The 16740-nt window shown below is 64.2% G+C and carries 15 protein-coding genes; 14 read left to right on the top strand and 1 reads right to left on the bottom strand.

The annotated features are described in order from the left end of the window. Positions 1–85 precede the first annotated feature (85 nt). From OO730_RS08725 to OO730_RS08670, 12 genes are all read left to right on the top strand, one after another. Positions 86–1300, top strand: coding sequence for a ChaN family lipoprotein (locus tag OO730_RS08725; protein WP_264981053.1), 1215 nt, complete (start codon positions 86–88; stop codon positions 1298–1300). Continuing rightward, a complete protein-coding gene (locus tag OO730_RS08720) occupies positions 1297–1779 on the top strand; it encodes a hypothetical protein (protein ID WP_264981052.1) in 483 nt (160 codons plus the stop codon). Before OO730_RS08725 ends, OO730_RS08720 begins: the two co-directional genes overlap by 4 nt. A gap of 68 nt (positions 1780–1847) precedes the next feature. Beyond that, on the top strand, positions 1848–2387 hold the full coding sequence (locus OO730_RS08715; RefSeq protein WP_264981051.1) for an acyloxyacyl hydrolase: 540 nt from the start codon (positions 1848–1850) through the stop codon (positions 2385–2387). A 165-nt stretch (positions 2388–2552) separates the two neighbouring features. Beyond that, positions 2553–3257, top strand: coding sequence for a DUF6125 family protein (locus OO730_RS08710; protein ID WP_264984149.1), 705 nt, complete (start codon positions 2553–2555; stop codon positions 3255–3257). 59 nt (positions 3258–3316) lie between these two features. Then, positions 3317–4135, top strand: a complete 819-nt coding sequence (gene mutM / locus OO730_RS08705) for a bifunctional DNA-formamidopyrimidine glycosylase/DNA-(apurinic or apyrimidinic site) lyase (protein ID WP_264981050.1) — start codon at positions 3317–3319, stop codon at positions 4133–4135. 54 nt (positions 4136–4189) lie between these two features. Further along, positions 4190–5731: a murein biosynthesis integral membrane protein MurJ gene (gene murJ / locus OO730_RS08700; protein ID WP_264981049.1), complete on the top strand. Its 1542-nt coding sequence runs from the start codon at positions 4190–4192 to the stop codon at positions 5729–5731. Then, positions 5731–6501 carry a tRNA1(Val) (adenine(37)-N6)-methyltransferase gene (locus OO730_RS08695; RefSeq protein WP_264981048.1) on the top strand — a complete coding sequence of 257 codons (771 nt, stop codon included), beginning with the start codon at positions 5731–5733 and terminating at the stop codon, positions 6499–6501. Before murJ ends, OO730_RS08695 begins: the two co-directional genes overlap by 1 nt. Further along, positions 6488–7393 carry a C-GCAxxG-C-C family (seleno)protein gene (locus OO730_RS08690; protein WP_264981046.1) on the top strand — a complete coding sequence of 302 codons (906 nt, stop codon included), beginning with the start codon at positions 6488–6490 and terminating at the stop codon, positions 7391–7393. The genes OO730_RS08695 and OO730_RS08690 overlap by 14 nt, the downstream gene beginning before the upstream one ends. Before the next feature lie 3 nt (positions 7394–7396). Next, complete coding sequence (locus OO730_RS08685) at positions 7397–8743, top strand: AAA family ATPase (protein WP_264981045.1); 1347 nt, start codon at positions 7397–7399, stop codon at positions 8741–8743. Further along, positions 8733–9692, top strand: a complete 960-nt coding sequence (locus OO730_RS08680) for a metallophosphoesterase family protein (protein WP_264981044.1) — start codon at positions 8733–8735, stop codon at positions 9690–9692. The genes OO730_RS08685 and OO730_RS08680 overlap by 11 nt, the downstream gene beginning before the upstream one ends. Next, a complete protein-coding gene (locus OO730_RS08675) occupies positions 9685–10005 on the top strand; it encodes a hypothetical protein (protein ID WP_264981042.1) in 321 nt (106 codons plus the stop codon). The genes OO730_RS08680 and OO730_RS08675 overlap by 8 nt, the downstream gene beginning before the upstream one ends. Beyond that, entirely contained in the window at positions 10006–10659 is a 654-nt protein-coding gene (locus OO730_RS08670; protein ID WP_264981041.1) for a P-loop NTPase family protein, read from the top strand. Between the two features lie 517 nt (positions 10660–11176). Here OO730_RS08670 and OO730_RS08665 read toward each other — a convergent pair. Then, positions 11177–12127 carry an AEC family transporter gene (locus tag OO730_RS08665; RefSeq protein WP_264981040.1) on the bottom strand — a complete coding sequence of 317 codons (951 nt, stop codon included), beginning with the start codon at positions 12125–12127 and terminating at the stop codon, positions 11177–11179. A gap of 149 nt (positions 12128–12276) precedes the next feature. On the opposite strand from OO730_RS08665, the gene OO730_RS08660 reads away from it, so the two are divergent. Then, on the top strand, positions 12277–13410 hold the full coding sequence (locus tag OO730_RS08660; RefSeq protein WP_264981039.1) for an efflux RND transporter periplasmic adaptor subunit: 1134 nt from the start codon (positions 12277–12279) through the stop codon (positions 13408–13410). Beyond that, a complete protein-coding gene (locus OO730_RS08655) occupies positions 13410–16643 on the top strand; it encodes an efflux RND transporter permease subunit (RefSeq protein ID WP_264981038.1) in 3234 nt (1077 codons plus the stop codon). Before OO730_RS08660 ends, OO730_RS08655 begins: the two co-directional genes overlap by 1 nt. The last annotated feature ends 97 nt before the right edge of the window (positions 16644–16740 follow it).

Genomic DNA, 16740 nt, shown 5'->3' with positions numbered 1-16740 from the left:
TTGGAGTATGGTAATGTACGGACTCATCCGGCGGGCCGGTGACAGTGACGCGGCCCGCATAACAGGGGAACTTCAAGGAACTTTGATGCGATACAACCGACTGTTGGTGTTCGGGCTGCTCGGCCTGGCTTTGACCCTGGGGGCATGCGTGAAAAGAAACGTGGAAATTTCGTCGCATCCGCCGCTGTCCGTGACCTTCCTTCCGCAGAAAGGCGACCTCGTCTCCAAATACGGGAATCCGGTCGATTTCAAGGAAATCACTGAGATTGCGTCCGGTTATGACTATATTCTGATTGGCGAGGGGCACCGGAATCCAGTGGACCACAAGGTTCAGCAAGCCGTGTTGGAGGCCCTGTCCAACAACGGCGACGGCCTCTCCCTGGGGCTTGAGATGGTGGCCGTGGACAAGCAGCCCGTACTCGATGATTTCGGCAAGGGGCAGGTGGCCGTGGACGGCCTGGCCGAGGAGTTGGAGTGGGCCGAAAGGTGGGGCTATCCCTTTTCCCATTTCCGGGAACATTTCAAGATCGCCCGCAGGAATTCCGTGCCCGTGGCCGGGTTGAACGTGCCCGCGAGCGTGACGCGCAAGATTTCCAGGGAAGGGTTGGACGCGCTGACCGATGAGGAGCGGGCGTATCTTCCCGGGGAGATCGTCCCCCCGGCCACGGACCAGCGTGCCTTCCTGGACGCCATATTCGGCATGCATGAGACAAAGGACCCCGGGGACGCGGTGCAGCGCGAGCGGTTTTTCCTGGTCCAGTCCATCTGGGATTCCAAGATGGCCGAGGAAGCGGTCCGGCTGCGCAAGAAATACGACTGGCCGGTGCTGGTCGTCGCCGGAGAGGGCCATGTTGAATACGGCTGGGGCATTGCCAAGCGCATCCGCTGGTTCGATCCGGGCGCGCGCGTACTGTCCATCATGCCCTGGCGCGGCGAGTCCTTCGATGACGAGGCGGGCGACCTGTTTTTCTATTCCCCGGACTCCTACCAGTCCAAAATGGGTGCGCTGCTGACCGCACAGCCCGAGGGCGGCCTGCTCGTGGAATCCGTCGAGCGCGCTTCGCGCGCTGCCAGGGCGGGGTTACGGCCCGGCGATGTGCTTGTCGAAGCTTCCGGCGTGCCTCTTCAATCTCTAATGAGTTTGCATGTGGCCGGGAAAAAAGTTCATGACGCGGATGAACCGCTGGTCTTTACCGTGCGCCGGGGCGAGACGTCCTTCACTTCCGACGTGGGCAAACTCGGCGTGGCCAGGAAAAAACCCGCCGAGTCTGCGGCGAAAACCGAAGAGGGCAATGAATGATCCGTTGTTTGTCATTTTCACTGTGCCTGCTGGCTGTCCTGCTCCCGGCCGTTGCCATGGGCGGCGGCCTGGCCGCGCTCCTGCCCGAATCCGTGGGCGATTTGACGCGCGTGCAACTCATTGCCGGACCTGACGCCCAGGTCGAGGTGGACAAGCTGCACGGCAAGGCCCTTGCCGCCGAAGAGAGCGTTGTCGCGCGGTACGCACGGCCCGGCGAGCGCCCGGCCGAGGTCTGGGTGTCCCGGGTGGCCGACGAGGCCGAGGCGCGCCGCCAGGCCGGGCTCATGGTGCACAAGATGTACGAGAACCCCAGGTCTCCCTTCAAGGACCCGTCCCGCGTGGACCACTCCGGGCGCGCCGTGTACCGGTTCATCGGCATGGGACAGGCCCACCTCATCTGGTTCGGCGGCGATCTGGTCTGGTGGGTGAGCGCGAGCTCCCAAGACGAAGCCGCGTTCCTGGACGCCTTCTGCCGCTAGGGGCGATTTGACAGCCGACTGTCCTGTTCTGTAATGATGGCCGTAACTCGTGCAAAAGGACGGTTGCCATGAAACATCTGCTTTTCGCTCTGGCCCTGATCATCGGGATGCTCATTGCCGTTTCCCCTGCCTGTGCGGAGGACTCCATTTTTTCCGAAGTGCGGGGCGGCGTGTACGTCCACGACATTGATTTCTGGAGCTTTGACCGCGAGGACGGGTCCGACGTCAACGCGGAACTCCTGTTCGTGTCGCCGGAGTTCCTGGACGTCGTCTGGTCGCCGAGGCCGCACATGGGCGTGACCGTCAACACGGCGGGCAACACTTCCCACGCCTACACCGGCCTGACCTGGGAGTACGACATCTTCGGCGATTTCTTCGTGGACGGCAGCCTGGGGCTGTCCGTGCACAACGGCTACCTGGACACCGACAAGACCGACCGCAAGTCCCTGGGCTCGCCGGTCCTGTTCCGCATCGGCGCGGCCGTCGGGTACAACCTGACGGAAAAAGTCAACCTGTCCATCCAGTTCGAGCATATGTCCAACGCCTATCTTGCCAACGAGAACGAGGGCATGGACAACGTGGGCCTCCGCCTGGGCTACCGGTTTTAGCGGCAGCTATGGGCGATGCCTGCGTTGCTGCGGGCAATCCGTGTCCTCGCTGCGGTATCGGCTGCCGGGCGAGATTCATCCCTTTCGCCGGTTTCTCCAACAACCTTGCATATCGGGCCGGTTGGCGTGTAGTGCTTCCCGGAACCGGGAGGTACTGTGACCGATATGAATTCCGACACGACGGCGGAGTTGGCCGAAGTCGTTCGCCAGCTTTCAGCCCACTACGGCCTGTGGCTGGCAGAGGCCGTGCACCAGCTCGGCCTGGACGCGGCGCTTTCCGCAGAGCAGGAGGCGGGCGACCGGCTCGCGGCCATCCTGACCGGCAAGCTGGAGCGCGTCCTGGGCCGTGCCCCCGGCACGCTGCTGGACGGCGTGGACCCGGCGACGCTGGACAAGGCGATCCAGGCCCTGCGCACGGGCTGGCTGGCCGCCGACGGCGTATGGTTCCAGGCCGTGGAAAAGGCGGCGGGCATGGACTCGGCCAAGCGGGTCAACGACACCTGCTGGACGCGGTTCGCGCCCCTGGAGGCCCGCCGGGCCAAGGCCCGGCTCAACCTGCCGGACCGGGGCGGCATCCCGGCCCTCAAGGCGGCCATGGCCGCCCGCATGTACTGCCATCTCAACGAGTGGGAGTTCGTGGAGGAGACCGAAGGGTCCATCGTCTTCCGCATGACCGACTGCCGGGTGCAGACCGCCCGCAAGCGCCGGGGGCTGGCCGACTACCCGTGCAAGTCCGGCGGCACGGTCGAGTACACCGGCTTTTCCCGCGAGATCGACGACCGGTTCAGGTGCGAGTGCGTGGCCTGTCCGCCTGACGACCACCCGGAAGAGTGGGCCTGCGCCTGGCGGTTCACCCTGCGCCGCGACTGACGGCTCCCTTTGGGGAATCGAACTTTTCACCCCGCTCATTTTCAGGTACTCACCAAACCATGCCGGAACTGCCCGAAGTGGAAGTCATTGCGCGTGGTTTGGACGCGACGCTCAAAGGCCGGACCATCGTCTCAGCCGAGGTCCCGGGCCTGACGCGGCTCTCCGAACCGGCCAACACCCTGGTTCCCAAGGCCGTGGGCCGCACCATCAGGCGGGCGTACCGGCGGGCCAAGGTCCTGCTCATCGAGCTGGACGACCGGTCCACCCTGGTTTTCCACCTCAAGATGACCGGGCGGGTGGTCCACGGGGAGCGGCGCGCGGCAGACAGGCACGACCGCATCCTGTTCAACCTGGACGACGGGTCGCAGCTCATTTTTTCCGACATGCGCAAGTTCGGCTATGTGCGCGCCTTCACGCCCGAGGAACTGGCCGAATGGGATTTCCTGAAACGGGCCGGACCCGAGCCGCTCGAGACCGCTCCCGAGGAGCTGGCCGGGCGCATCCGGGACCGCCGGTCGGCCGTCAAGGCGTTGCTCCTCAACCAGTCCGTGGTGGCCGGGGTGGGCAACATCTATGCGGACGAGTCCCTGTTCCGGGCCGGGCTGCACCCCGAGACAAGGGGCGACCGGATTGGGCAGGCCAAGGCGGTGGAGTTGTTCGCCCATCTGCAGGACGTGCTGAAGCTGGCCATCAGCGAGAACGGCAGCTCCATTTCGGATTACGTGAACGCCAGCGGCGACGCCGGGGCGTTCCAGAACAGTTTTAACGTGTACGGCAAGAAAGGCTGCTGTTGCGTACGCTGCGAGAGCCGGCTTCAGGCCGTGAAAGTGGCGGGCAGGACATCGACTTTTTGCCCGAAATGTCAGAAAAAACGATAAGTTGTAAAACCACAACCATCTACAATAGAAGATTGTAGTCAGGCCGGGAGAACCATGTCCGCACACGGGAAATCCATAGCCAGGAACGCTGCGGTGGTGGCCGGAGCCACGCTGGTTTCGCGCATTCTCGGGTTTGTGCGCGACATCATCGTGGCCTTTGCCCTGGGCGCGGGGTTGTTCGCGGACGCCTTTTTCGTGGCCTTCCGCATCCCGAACCTGTTGCGGCGGCTCTTCGGCGAGGGGTCCCTGACCATGGCCTTCATCCCGGTCTATTCCCGGGTGCTGGAGGAAGAGGGCGAGGAAGCGGCCCGGGCCATGGCCCGTTCGGCCATGGTGTGGCTGGCCGTCATCCTGGTCGGCATCACGGTCCTGGTGGAGATCCTTGCCCGTCCCCTGACCATGGCCATTGCGCCCGGCTTCCTGGACAACGCGGTCCAGTTCGCGGTCACCGTGGACCTGGTGCGCATCTGCTTCCCGTACGTCATCTTCATTTGTTCCGTTGCCCTGTGCATGGGCATCCTCAACGCACGCAACCATTTCCTGGCCCCGGCCCTGGCCCCTGTGGCGCTCAACATCGCCCTCATCGGGGCCGCCCTGTTCGGCTATTTCTTCGGTTTCAACGTGGCCTACTGCATGGCCTGGGGCGTGCTCGCGGGGGGCGCGGCCCAGTGGCTGCTGCAACAGCCCTTCCTGACGCGCGCCGGGTTCTCCTGGCGCGGTTCGTGGTCGTGGCGCAACAAGGGCGTGGCCCGCATGGGGCTGCTCATGCTGCCCACGGTGTTCGGGGCCGCGGTCTACCAGATCAACATCCTGCTCGGCACATTGCTCGCCTCGTTCCTGCCCGTGGGCTCGGTGTCCTATCTCTATTACGCGGACCGGCTGGTCCAGTTCCCTCTCGGCGTGTTCGGCATCGCCGTGTCCACGGCGGCTCTGCCGTCCCTGTCCAGGCTGGCGGCCAAGGGCGAGCTGGAGGAGTTCGACAAGGCGTTGTCCGCCTCGCTTGGGCTGACATTGTTCATCGCCCTGCCTGCCGCTGCCGGGCTCATCGGCCTGGCCGGGCCGGTCATCGGCCTGCTGTTCGAGCGGGGCGCGTTCACCGCTCAGGCCGTGGTCGCCACGGCCCAGGCACTGGTGGCCTATTCCGTGGGGCTTCCGTTCATTGCCCTGGCCCGGCCCCTGGTGGCCGCGTTCTACGCCCTGGAGGATACGCGCACCCCGGTCAAGATCGCCGTGCTCTGCCTGATCGCCAATGTCGGCCTCGGCGTCTGGCTCATGCAGCCCCTGGCCCACGTGGGGCTTGCCCTGGCCGTGTCCGCCTCGTCCCTGCTCAACTTCGCGCTCCTGCACGTGCTGCTGACCCGCAAGCGCGGCACGCGGCTCTTGCCCTCCGGCACGGTGCTCAAGACCGGGGCGCTGTCCATCCTCATCGGCTGGGGCGCGTTCACAACCGCTGCCTGGCACCCGTGGTGGCTGCTGCTCATCCCGGTCTGGGTGATTCTGTATGTGGTCCTGGCCCTCGTGCTCCGGCTCGACGAGGCCCGGCTGTTCGTGGATGTGTTCCGGGCTCGCGTCCGGCGCAAGGCAAAGGGGGCGTGATGGCGGCCGTCGATGCCGAGGCCGTGCTCGAGCGGCGCGATTTTTTCCCGCGCGGCATGGTCCAGCCGGACAACGGATACCGCTTCTCCCTGGACTCCCTGCTCCTGAGTTGCTTTGCTCACGCAGGACGCCGCCAGAAGGGCGTTGACCTGGGATGCGGTTGTGGTGTGGTGGGTATCGGAATGGTCCTTCGTCAGCCGGATTTGCATATTGCCGGAATCGACGTAAGCCCTGAATCCATAAGGGCTGCCGAGGTAAACAAGATCAATTTGCATCTTATCGATAAGTTGACGTTTGAGGTCGCGGACGTAACGGCCTGGCGACCGGCAAAGGTGCTGGATTTCGTTGTCTCCAACCCGCCGTACCGGGGGCTTGGGGTCGGCAGGGCGAGCCGAGGCGAGGACCGGAAGACCGCCCGTTTCGAGGCCAGGGGGACCTTCGGCCAATTCGCCCGGTGTGCGGCGGTGGCCCTCAAGACAAAGGGCAAATTTACCTTCGTGCATCTGCCCGAGCGGTTGCCCGAGCTGATGGGGGACCTGGCCGAGAGCGGGCTGGTGCCCAAGCGCATGCGGCTGGTCCACGGCCGGGCGGACGAGACCGCGAAGATGGTGCTCATGGAGACGGTCAAGGCGGGCGGGCCCGGGCTCAAGGTGGAGCCGCCGCTCATCCTGCATCAGGGCAAGGGTGCGGACACGAGGTTGACGAAACAGGCGCTGGAATTCTGCCCGTTCCTGGCCTGCAACACCGGAGAAAACAATGACCGAGAGTGAGTTGCGCGCCCGGTTGGACGGGATGTTTCGCCGTGAAGAGCACTTATGCGCCGAGTTGGTGGTCAGGGAGTTGGCAGAGGCGGGCGGAAAGGACCCGCAGGACGCCGTGCGCATGGCCACCGGGTTTTGTTCGGGCCTGGCCCGGACCTGCGGCCAATGCGGGGCCGTGAGCGGCGCGGTCATGGGCATGGGGCTGCTGGCCGGGCACACCGCCGAGACCGGCGACTATGACCCGGTTTATGCAATCGTCCAGGAATTCAAGGAAAATTTTGAAAAAGAATTCGGCTCCACAAACTGTTTCGGCCTGATCGAGTGCGACTTCAACACTGCCGAGGGGCAACAGCGGTACAAGGAAGAGGACAAGCGGGAGAAATGCCTCGATGCCGTGGTCTTCTCGGTGGAAACCGCGCTTTCAATCCTCCGCGAACACGGCTACCTTGCCGAGGAAGCCGTGTTCACCAACAGCCGCCTGGCCCCGTGCGGGCTGGTCTGCGGCAACTGTGTCGCCTTTGAGGGCGGCCCGGTGCAGCGGCTGAGCAGCGGACTCAAGGCGCAGCTCGGTGATAATTTTGCGGAGTATGCCAAGAGGTTCGAGGGGATGAACCCGGTGTTCTCCAAATATGCCGACTTTGCCGAACTGCTTGATTTCCTGGCCTCCGGCTCCTGCACGGGATGCCGGGAGCAGGGGTGCCTGTTCCAGTCCTGCCGGGTGACGGAATGCGTCCGCGAGCAGGGGGTGGACTATTGTTTCCAGTGCGGCGAGTTCCCCTGTGACCGCCACGGATTCCCGGAGCGGCTGGAAACGATCTGGCGGCGGAACAACAACAGGATGCAGGAAACCGGCTCCACGGAATGGTTCCGATTATGTAAAGATAAGCCGAGATATCCTTAGATAATGATTAAGAAAGTCACAATCGATAACTTTATGGCTCACGTCCACACCGAGTTGGAGCTCGGGCCGGGCGTGACCATCCTCACCGGGCCGAACAACACCGGAAAATCCGCCGTGGTCGAGGCCCTGCGCTGCGTGGCCACCAATCCCACGCCGAGTCATTTCCTGCGCCACGGAGCCAAAGAGGCCCGGGTCGCCGTTGAGATGGACGACACCACCAAAGTGGTCTGGGTGCGCACCAAGCGGTGGGCCATGTACGAGCTGTGGCTGCCCGGCGCCGATGAGCCGGAAGAATACCACAAGCTGCAACGCAAGGTCCCGGAAGACATACAGAAAGTCCTGCGCATGAACCAGGTTGACCTGGAGACATCCAGCCGCCCGGTGGACATCCACATCGGCAACCAGCGGGAACCGGTCTTCCTGCTCAACCGGCCCGATTCCGACGCGGCCGCATTTTTCGCAGCCTCCACCGAGTCCGCCCATCTGCTGGCCATGCAGGACCTGCTCAAGCTGCAGGTCCGGGACCGCAAGCGGGAGAGCGAGGCGCTGAGCGCCGATCTCGGGCGGATCGAAAGGGAACTGGATTGCCTGGAGTCTTTGCCGTCGCTGGAGTTGAAGATCGAAGCGGCCCGCGAAATGGAGACCGAGACGATCCGTTACGAGCGGGAAATCCCTGCCCTGGAAGGGGTGCTGGCGCAGGGCAGGAACCTGGCAGGAACCTTGAAGGCCAGAGGGATGGCGGCCACTGTGCTCGAAAAGGCGTCGGCCCCGCCGCAACCGTCCGAGACCCGGGAATTGGCCGAAACCCTGACCCTGCTGGACCGTGCGGCCCGGCAACTTGGCACGGCGCAGGGCGCGTCCGGCGCGCTCCAGCCTCTTGAATCACCGCCAAGGACCGAAGACGCGCCCTCCCTGGCCCGGTTGGCGGATACGCTGTTTTCGACGGACCGCACCCTGCGCAGGGTGGAGGCCCAGGCCGGGGCCTTGGCCGATCTGTTCGCCCCGCCCGAGCCGGAGAAGACCGCCGGGCTTTCCGGGTTGCTGGACGAATACATCGCCCTGCAATACCGGGGTGCCCGCCTCGGTCGCTGGCACGGTGTCCTGCGAGGTGTGATTGAGCCGCCGGTCCTCGAATCAGGGGAAGGGCTGCGTTCGCTGTTGGCCCGGATGGCCGACCTGACGGGCCGGATTCGGACGCAGGAAACATCCCTTTCGGGTTTGGAGACGGATTTGCGGAACATTGTGGAACAGCTCACCGCGAGGATCGACGAGCTTGGCCGCTGCCCCACCTGCGGGCGGGACATGACCGCCGCCGAATTCCTTGATCACGGGGGGTGCCATGACTCTTGATCACGTGCGCGGAAACGGACTCTTCATGGTCGCAGACCCGCATCTGGCGGACACTCCGCCGGGACAGCGGCTGGACGGATATATTGATCAGATCATGAGCAAACTGACTGCCTGCCTGGACCGCGCCGATGCGTTGGGCATGGTCCCGGTCATCCTCGGCGACCTGTTCCACTGGCCCCGCGACAACTCCAACAAGATGCTTGTGGATCTGATCCGGCTGTTCGGCTCCCGCACCGGCGACGCAAAGGTCCGGGTGCTGGTCGGCAACCACGACAAGTACCAGTCCCGGTTTACGGACGACGTGTCCCTTGCGGTGCTGGAGACCGCAAACGCGGTCATTCTCATGAAGGAGGACGGCCCGCAGTTCATCCTGGACACCCCGGACGGAGAGGTCCTGGTCTGCGCCAGCCCGGACGGCGTGCCCCTGCCCAAAGGGTACGAGCGCGCGGAGGGCGATCCGGACACCGTGGTCTGGCTGACCCACCACAACATACAATTTCCTGAGTTCGAGGAACGCGCCTATTCCATCCGCGAACTGCCCGGCATCGACTGGCTCATCAACGGCCACATCCACCGGCCCCAGCCCACCGTGGTCAAGGGGCAGACGACCTGGGCCAATCCCGGCAACATCACCCGGCTGACCTTCACCCGACGGTCCATGGTCCGCGAACCCGCTGCCGCCATCTGGACACCGGGCTGCGAGGAGCTGGAAACGTGGGTGGTGCCGTACCTGCCGTTTACCGAGGTCTTCCCGGATCAGGACCTGCCGCCCGAGGAGCAGGAAGTGGACGGGGAATCCAATTTCATCAAGGGACTGGAGCGGCTGGCCTGGCAGCGCACCCGCGAGGGCACCGGGCTGAGGCAGTTCCTGGAAGAGAATCTGAGCAAAAAGACCCCGGAGGGCAAGTTGATCTGGGGACTGTACGAGGAGGTCACACGCAGTGAATAATCAAGCCAATCAGGCCGATGCGGCCCGGGACAACCTGGTCGAGCGGGAGTTGAACGAACTCAGGCAGCAGTACGAGCAGTTGCGCGACCGCAAGGTCCGCACCGAGCAGGACGTGGCCAACCTGACCGAGCAGCTCGAATCGCTCAAGCGCCAGGCAGAGGCCGAGTACGGCACCAGCGACATGGAAGAACTTCAAGCGTTGCTTGAACAAAAGCGACGGCAGAACGAGGAGATGGTCGCCGGATACCGCGAGCACATCACCACCATCCAGGCCGACCTGGCCAAGGTCGAGAACGGGGTGGAGGGCGAGTAGGTGTCCCTGCACGAAGAGCGGGAAACCCTGCGCCTCATCGAGAGACGTTGCCACAGGCTCTCGGCCCTGGCCGAAGGGCTGCATTCCGAGCACAGTCGCGTGCGCGCCAAGCTTGCGGATGCGGAGGAGTTCCTGGTACTCGCGCCCAAGGCCCGGGACAGGCTCGAGGAGCTGTCCACCGCCCTGTTCGGCAAGATCCTGGACGAGGTGGAGGCCAACCTGACCCACGCCATTCGCGAGATATTGGGCCAGGACCGGGTGGTGGTCACCGAACGCGAGGTCAAGTCCAACCGGCTTCAGATCCATTTCCAGATCCGCAACCAGGGCAGGGAGGAGGAGATCGAGGACATCATGTCCGGCCAGGGCGGATCGGTCTGCAACATCCTGTCCGTGGGGCTGCGGCTCATCGCCCTTTCCCAACTGCCCGAGGAACGCCACCGGCCCTTCCTGGTGCTGGACGAGCAGGATTGCTGGCTCCGGCCCGCGCTCATCCCGAAATTCATGCAGCTCATCAACGAGATCGCCCGCCGCCTGAAACTTCAGTTGCTGATCATCAGCCACCACCCCCTGGACCTGTTCGCGGGCAGCGCGGACCGCATCTACGAGTTGGTCCCGGACCGCGAGAAAGGGGCCGTGGTCAGGAGCGTCAAGTAGGGAATTTCCGGCTCCGGCCACTGGACAATCCGCTTTTGATGCTTATTTATAGAGTACCAAAGAAGGCCATGAGGGCACTGCCCATGACATAGATTTTCAGCAACCCGAACGGAGGGTGCTCCCCGTTAAAAGCCAGTCAACCATATATCAGCGAAACGAGTCGCGATTCATCACAAAATAGTGTGCGCATGAAGCCCGTGATCGAGGGAAAACGATCGGGGACCGCCGGGCAAACCGGTCAGCGCACTTTTTTTGCGCCTGAATTCCGGCATGGTGTGTCCTGCGACTTTGAAAAGGCGGGGGCCCCTCCCTGTCGGGAAGTCGGAGAGACCGTGCCGCCGGTGGCTACAGTCAGTCTGCCCGCACGGGGTTTCGGGGCGGATTCGGGCGACCGCTGATCGCGGTGTACCCGTGGGTGCGCCCGTGGAGCGTACCCGACCCCATGCCGAAGACAAGAAGGCACCTGGAAGTGCCGCGGTTCCTCGCGGGGAACCGCCGGTCCGGTCCGAGGCGCGGGCTACAAGCCCGGGTTGAAGGCCAGGTATATCCCGAAGGCGAGCAGGGAAAAGGCGGTGTTCACGGTCAGCACGTTGTTCACGTAGCGCCGCTCCTCGCGGTCTTCGGCCTTCATGAACAGGGGGATGATGAAGGGCGGGGGCAGGATGAGCATGACGAACAGGCCGGCCTCGAAGCCGCGTTCCAGGCCGAGCATGCCGTGCAGGACCACTCTGCCCAGGATCAGGGCCGTGGGGATGAGGATGGCCATGCGCACGCCCACCGCCACGAGCACGTCCTTGATGCCGTGGGCGTCCAGCTTGAAGCCGAAGCCCACGATGACCAGGATCAGCGGGATGATCATGTTGCCCGCGAACTTGAGGGTGGCCAGCATCCCGCCGGTAACGGGCCAGGCGTGCAGCCCCTGGTTCAGGCCGAGCAGGTTCAGGGCGATGCCGCAGATGATGGCGATGATGGGCGGGGCCTTGAGAAAGGCCGTGGCCAGGGTGGTCACGTCGCGGATGCCGTCGCGCCGGATGAGCAGCAGGGACAGGAACGGGAACCAGATGAAGAACTCGTGCCCCAGGCCGATGACCGCGATGTAGCCGATCTGCTCCAGCCCGTAGGTGGCCCCGAACAGGGACACGCCGAGCATGCCGAACTCGAACCCGGTGATGAGCAGCGGGAAATACGGGTGGTCGATGGAGAACACCCGCTGGATGATCACGCCCGCGCCGTAAAGGGCGATGCAGAGCACGAACATCATGACCATGACCGCCAGGTAGGAGACCTTGAGCTCCAGGCTGAGGAACGAGAGGAACAGGACCGAGGGCAGGGCCACGTTGATGACCAGCCACTTGAGCCCTTCCATGTGCGACTCGCGGAACCAGCCGCGCGAACGCATCTGGTGGCCGAGCACGATGAGCAGCAGGATGGGCAGAACCTGGTTGAGCGTGGCTGTTGCGTGGTCCATGGGGTCCTCGTCGGCAGGAGGTTTGTGATGACAATGAATACCGCGTATTTCCGTTGGGTGCAATTTTGTTTGTCGATATTGCGTAACGGTGCGCGGTTCGGGAACAAACCCCGTAGCGGATTGTTGCCGTCTTGTGCTATGCAGGGCCCATGATGACAAAATTCCTTTCACCGTTTCTTGTCGTGCTGGCCGTGTTCATCCTGACGGCCTGCGGGTCCGACACGCCGTCCCGGGACGCGTCCGTTCCTTCCTTCAAGCCGTCGGCAACGGCCATGGCCGAGCGGGTCCCCCTTCCCCGGCTGCACGAGGCCGTGGGCACGGTCAAGGCCAAGACCGACACCCGCGTCGAGGCCCAGGTCACGGGCCGGGTGCTCAAGGTGCTGGTCAGGCCCGGTGACAAGGTCAACGCGGGCGAAACGTTGCTGGTTTTGGACAGCCAGGCCTCCCAGGCCCAGTTGGAGCGCTCCATACAGGCCAAGTCTTCCGCCGCTTCCATGACCAGGCAGGCCCGCGACGTGCTGGCCGCTGCCAAGGCCGCCTTTGCCAAGGCCGAGTCCACGTACAAGCGCATGAACACCCTGTTCGAGCAGAAGGTGGTCACGGCCGAGGAGATGGAAAAGTCGGAGTCCGCCTTTCTGCAGGCCAAGGCCGGGTTGGGCCAGGCCGAACAGGGCGTGGCCGCTGCCGAGGCCCGCGTCCGCGAGGCGGGCAAGGTGGTCGAGGAGGCCGAGATAGGGCTGGGCTACACCACCATCACGGCCCAGGAGTCCGGAGAAGTGGCCAGGCGTCTCGTGGAGCCCGGAGACCTCGCCTTTCCCGGCAAGGAATTGCTTTCCCTGCAGACCGGGGGCTCCCTGCAACTGGAGGCCATGGTCCGCGAGTCGCTCATCGGCAGAATTTCCCTGCATGACAAGCTTTCGGTCAAGGTGACCGCCCTCGGAGGCGAGGTCCTGGCAGGCGAAGTGGCCGAGATCGAGCCCCTGGCCGACCCGGTGACCCGCTCCTTCCTGGTCAAGGTCCGGCTGCCCGAGGTGCCCGGCCTGTATCCCGGCATGTTCGGCCGCCTTCTGGTGCCCCTGGGACAGGAGGAGGCCGTGCTCGTGCCCGAGCGGGCCATCACCCGCGTGGGCCAGCTGGAAACGGTCATGGTCAGGGACGGCGACAACTGGCTGCCCGTGTACGTGCGGACCGGAAAAAATCTTGACGGCAGGGTCGAGGTCCTGTCCGGGCTGTCCGGTGGCGAGACCCTGGGCATCGGCTTCAGCGGCGACGGAGGCCAGTGATGAGTGCCGACGATACTCCCGTCAAGGGCATTCTGCCCTCCTTTGTCCGTGTCTTTCTGACTTCCCAGATGTCGGTCATTCTGATCATGGCCTCCATCGTTTTCGGCGTGGCTGCAGTTCTGGTCACTCCGCGAGAAGAGGAACCGCAGATCGTGGTGCCCATGGCCGACGTCATGGTCCAGGTGCCGGGGGCGTCCGCCGAGGAGGTGGAGAAGCTTGTCACCGCCCCACTTGAGCGGCTGCTGTGGCAGATCGACGGCGTGGAGTACGTCTACTCCATTTCGCGCAAGGACATGACGGCTGTCACGGTCCGCTTCTTTGTGGGCGAGGACCGCGAAGATTCTCTCATCAAGCTGCACAACACCATTCTCAAGAATCAGGATCTGGCTCCGGCCATCGTGGCCGGGTGGGTGGTCAAGCCGGTGGAGATCGACGATGTGCCCATCGTGGCCTTGACCTTGCACGCGGATCACGGCTTCGAGGACGCCTATTCCGATCACGACCTGCGCCGCATGGCCGAAGAACTGTTCCACCGGCTGGCCGAGGTTGAGGACGTGTCTCGGGTTACCCTGCATTCCGGCCGTTCTCGGGAGGTGCGGGTGGAGATCCGCCCCGAACGCCTGGCCGGGTTCCACGTCTCGCCCATGGAAGTGTACCGCGCCCTCAAGGGAGCGGACCGCTCCCTGGCCGCCGGCGACTTCGTGCGCCACGACCAGGTTACGCCGGTGGTCTCCCAATCTTTTCTTCTGTCCGCCGATGACGCTGCCTCCCTGGTGGTGGGCGTGTTCGACGGCAAACCCGTGTACCTGCGCGACGTGGCCGACATCGTCGACGGCCCCCAGGAGCCGACCAGCTATTCGCGAATCGGCTTCTCCGACCTGTACATGACCGGTATGGGCGGCAAGCCCGAAGCAATCTCACGGCCTTCGGTGACCATAGGGCTGTCAAAGAAAAAGGGCGTCAATGCCGTGAATGTGGCGGACACCGTGCTGGAAAAGGCCAAGGAACTTGAGCGCACGGTCCTGCCTGAGGGCTTGTCCGTGACCGTGACCCGCAATTATGGTGAAACCGCCCAGGCCAAGGTCAACGAGCTGCTCTCGTCCCTGACGTTCGCCATCATCACCGTGGTCGTCCTGCTCGCTCTGACCATGGGCTGGCGCGAGGCCATGGTGGTGGCCCTGTCCGTGCCCATCAGCTTTGCCCTGGCACTGGTGGTCAACCTCTTCCTCGGCTACACCATCAACAGGGTGACCCTGTTCGCCCTGATCCTGTCACTGGGCATGGTGGTGGACGATCCCATCACCAACGTGGACAACATCCAGCGTCACATCCGCATGGGGCTGCGGGTGCCTATGGAGGCCACCCTGGCTGCCGTGCAGGAAGTCCTGCCGCCGGTCATTCTGTCCAGCCTGGCCATCATCGTGTCCTTCACGCCGCTGTTCTTCATCACCGGCATGATGGGACCGTATATGGCCCCCATGGCCGCCAACGTCCCCCTGACCGTGACCTTTTCCACCGTGGCTTCGCTGACCGTCGTCCCCTGGCTGGCCTATCTGCTGCTCAAGGACCGCTTCAAGTCCGGGCCATCCGCGCAGGAGGGGACGCCGAACGTCAACCCGCGCCTGCTGGCCGTCTACACCAGGGCGATCACGCCGCTGCTGGACAAGGCGCGCAACCGCAAGCTGCTCCTTTACGGTATCCTCGGCGGGCTGCTGTTGTGTTGCGGGTTGGTGCTCCTGCGTCTGGTGCCGCTCAAGATGCTGCCGTTCGACAACAAGAACGAGTTCCAAATTCTCATCGACATGCCCGAAGGAGCGACGCTGGAGCGCACGGACAGGGTGGTGCGCGATTTCGAAACCTATCTGCGCACCGTGCCAGAAGTGACCAATTTCATAACCTTTGCCGGTACGCCGTCGCCCATGGATTTCAACGGAATGGTCCGCCACTATTACTGGCGAGAACAGCCCAACCTGGCGGACATCCGGGTCAACCTGCTGCACAAGGACGACCGGGATACCCAATCCCACGCCATCGGATTGCGGCTGCGCAATGACCTGGCGGCCATCGCCGCCAAGCATGGTGCCGCCCTCAAGCTGGTGGAACTGCCGCCCGGCCCGCCGGTCATAGCCACGCTGACGACGGAGATTTACGGCCGTCCGGATCTGGACTACTCCACCCTGATTCTCGGCGCAAAACATGTCGGCGCACAGATGGCTGAATACCACGGTCTGGTGGACTTGGACGACTCGGCCGACACCGAACGCGACATGGTCGACTTCGTGCTGGACAAGGAAAAGGCCGCCCTGCACGGCGTCACCGCCGCTGACGTGGTGGAGACCCTGCGCCTGGCGTTGTCCGGCAGTGTGCCCGCGTCCGTGCACAGGTCACGGGAACGCCAACCCCTGCCGGTGCGCGTGGTGCTGCCGGTCGGCCTCAGGAGCGGCCCCGAGTCTCTGGGGTCCCTACGCATGAAGACCTCGGCCGGTGCCATGGTGCCCCTGGCCGAGTTGGGCACGTTTCACACGGTCCCGGCCCCGCAGCCCATCTACCACAAGAATCTCAAGCGCGTGGCCTACGTGTTCGCCGACACTGCGGGCGTTCCGCCGGGAGAGGCGGTCATCGACCTGCAATCCAAGCTCAACGACGACCCCATGCCGCCCGGAACCAGCGCCGAGTGGGCGGGCGAGGGCGAATGGAAGATCACCCTGGACGTGTTCCGCGACCTGGGTCTGGCCAATGCCGCAGCCCTGCTCGGCATCTTCATCCTGCTGGTGGCCCAGACCGGCTCGTTCGTCATGCCCCTTTTGATCATGTCCGCCATCCCGCTGACCCTGCTCGGCATCCTGCCCGGGTTCTGGCTGCTCAATCTCATGGCCGGGACTACCGTGGGCGGCTACAACGACCCGGTGTTCTTCACCGCCACGTCCATGATCGGCATGATCGCGCTGGGCGGCATCGTCATCCGCAACTCCCTGGTGCTCATCGAGTTCATCCAGTCCGAGGTCAAAAGCGGCAAGCCCATGAAAGAGGCCATTACCCTGTCCGGCGCCGTGCGCATGCGGCCCATCGTGCTCACCGCCCTGACCACCGCCCTGGGGGCCTGGCCCATCACCCTGGACCCGATCTTCTCCGGTTTGGCCTGGGCGCTCATCTTCGGGCTGGTGGCCTCCACCCTGTTCACCCTGGTGGTCGTGCCGAGCGGCTATTATGCTTTGTACGGGGGGAAGGAGTAGGGAAGGGCCTGTCGTGCCGGTTGGCGATTCGCATAGGATGCAATGAGGAGCGCCGCGCCATGCGTGAAGCATGGCGCGGCGTTTTTTTGCGGGAATC

Source organism: Pseudodesulfovibrio portus, assembly GCF_026000375.1.
GTDB lineage: Bacteria > Desulfobacterota > Desulfovibrionia > Desulfovibrionales > Desulfovibrionaceae > Pseudodesulfovibrio > Pseudodesulfovibrio portus.
This window is presented reverse-complemented; position numbering and strand designations above follow the sequence as displayed.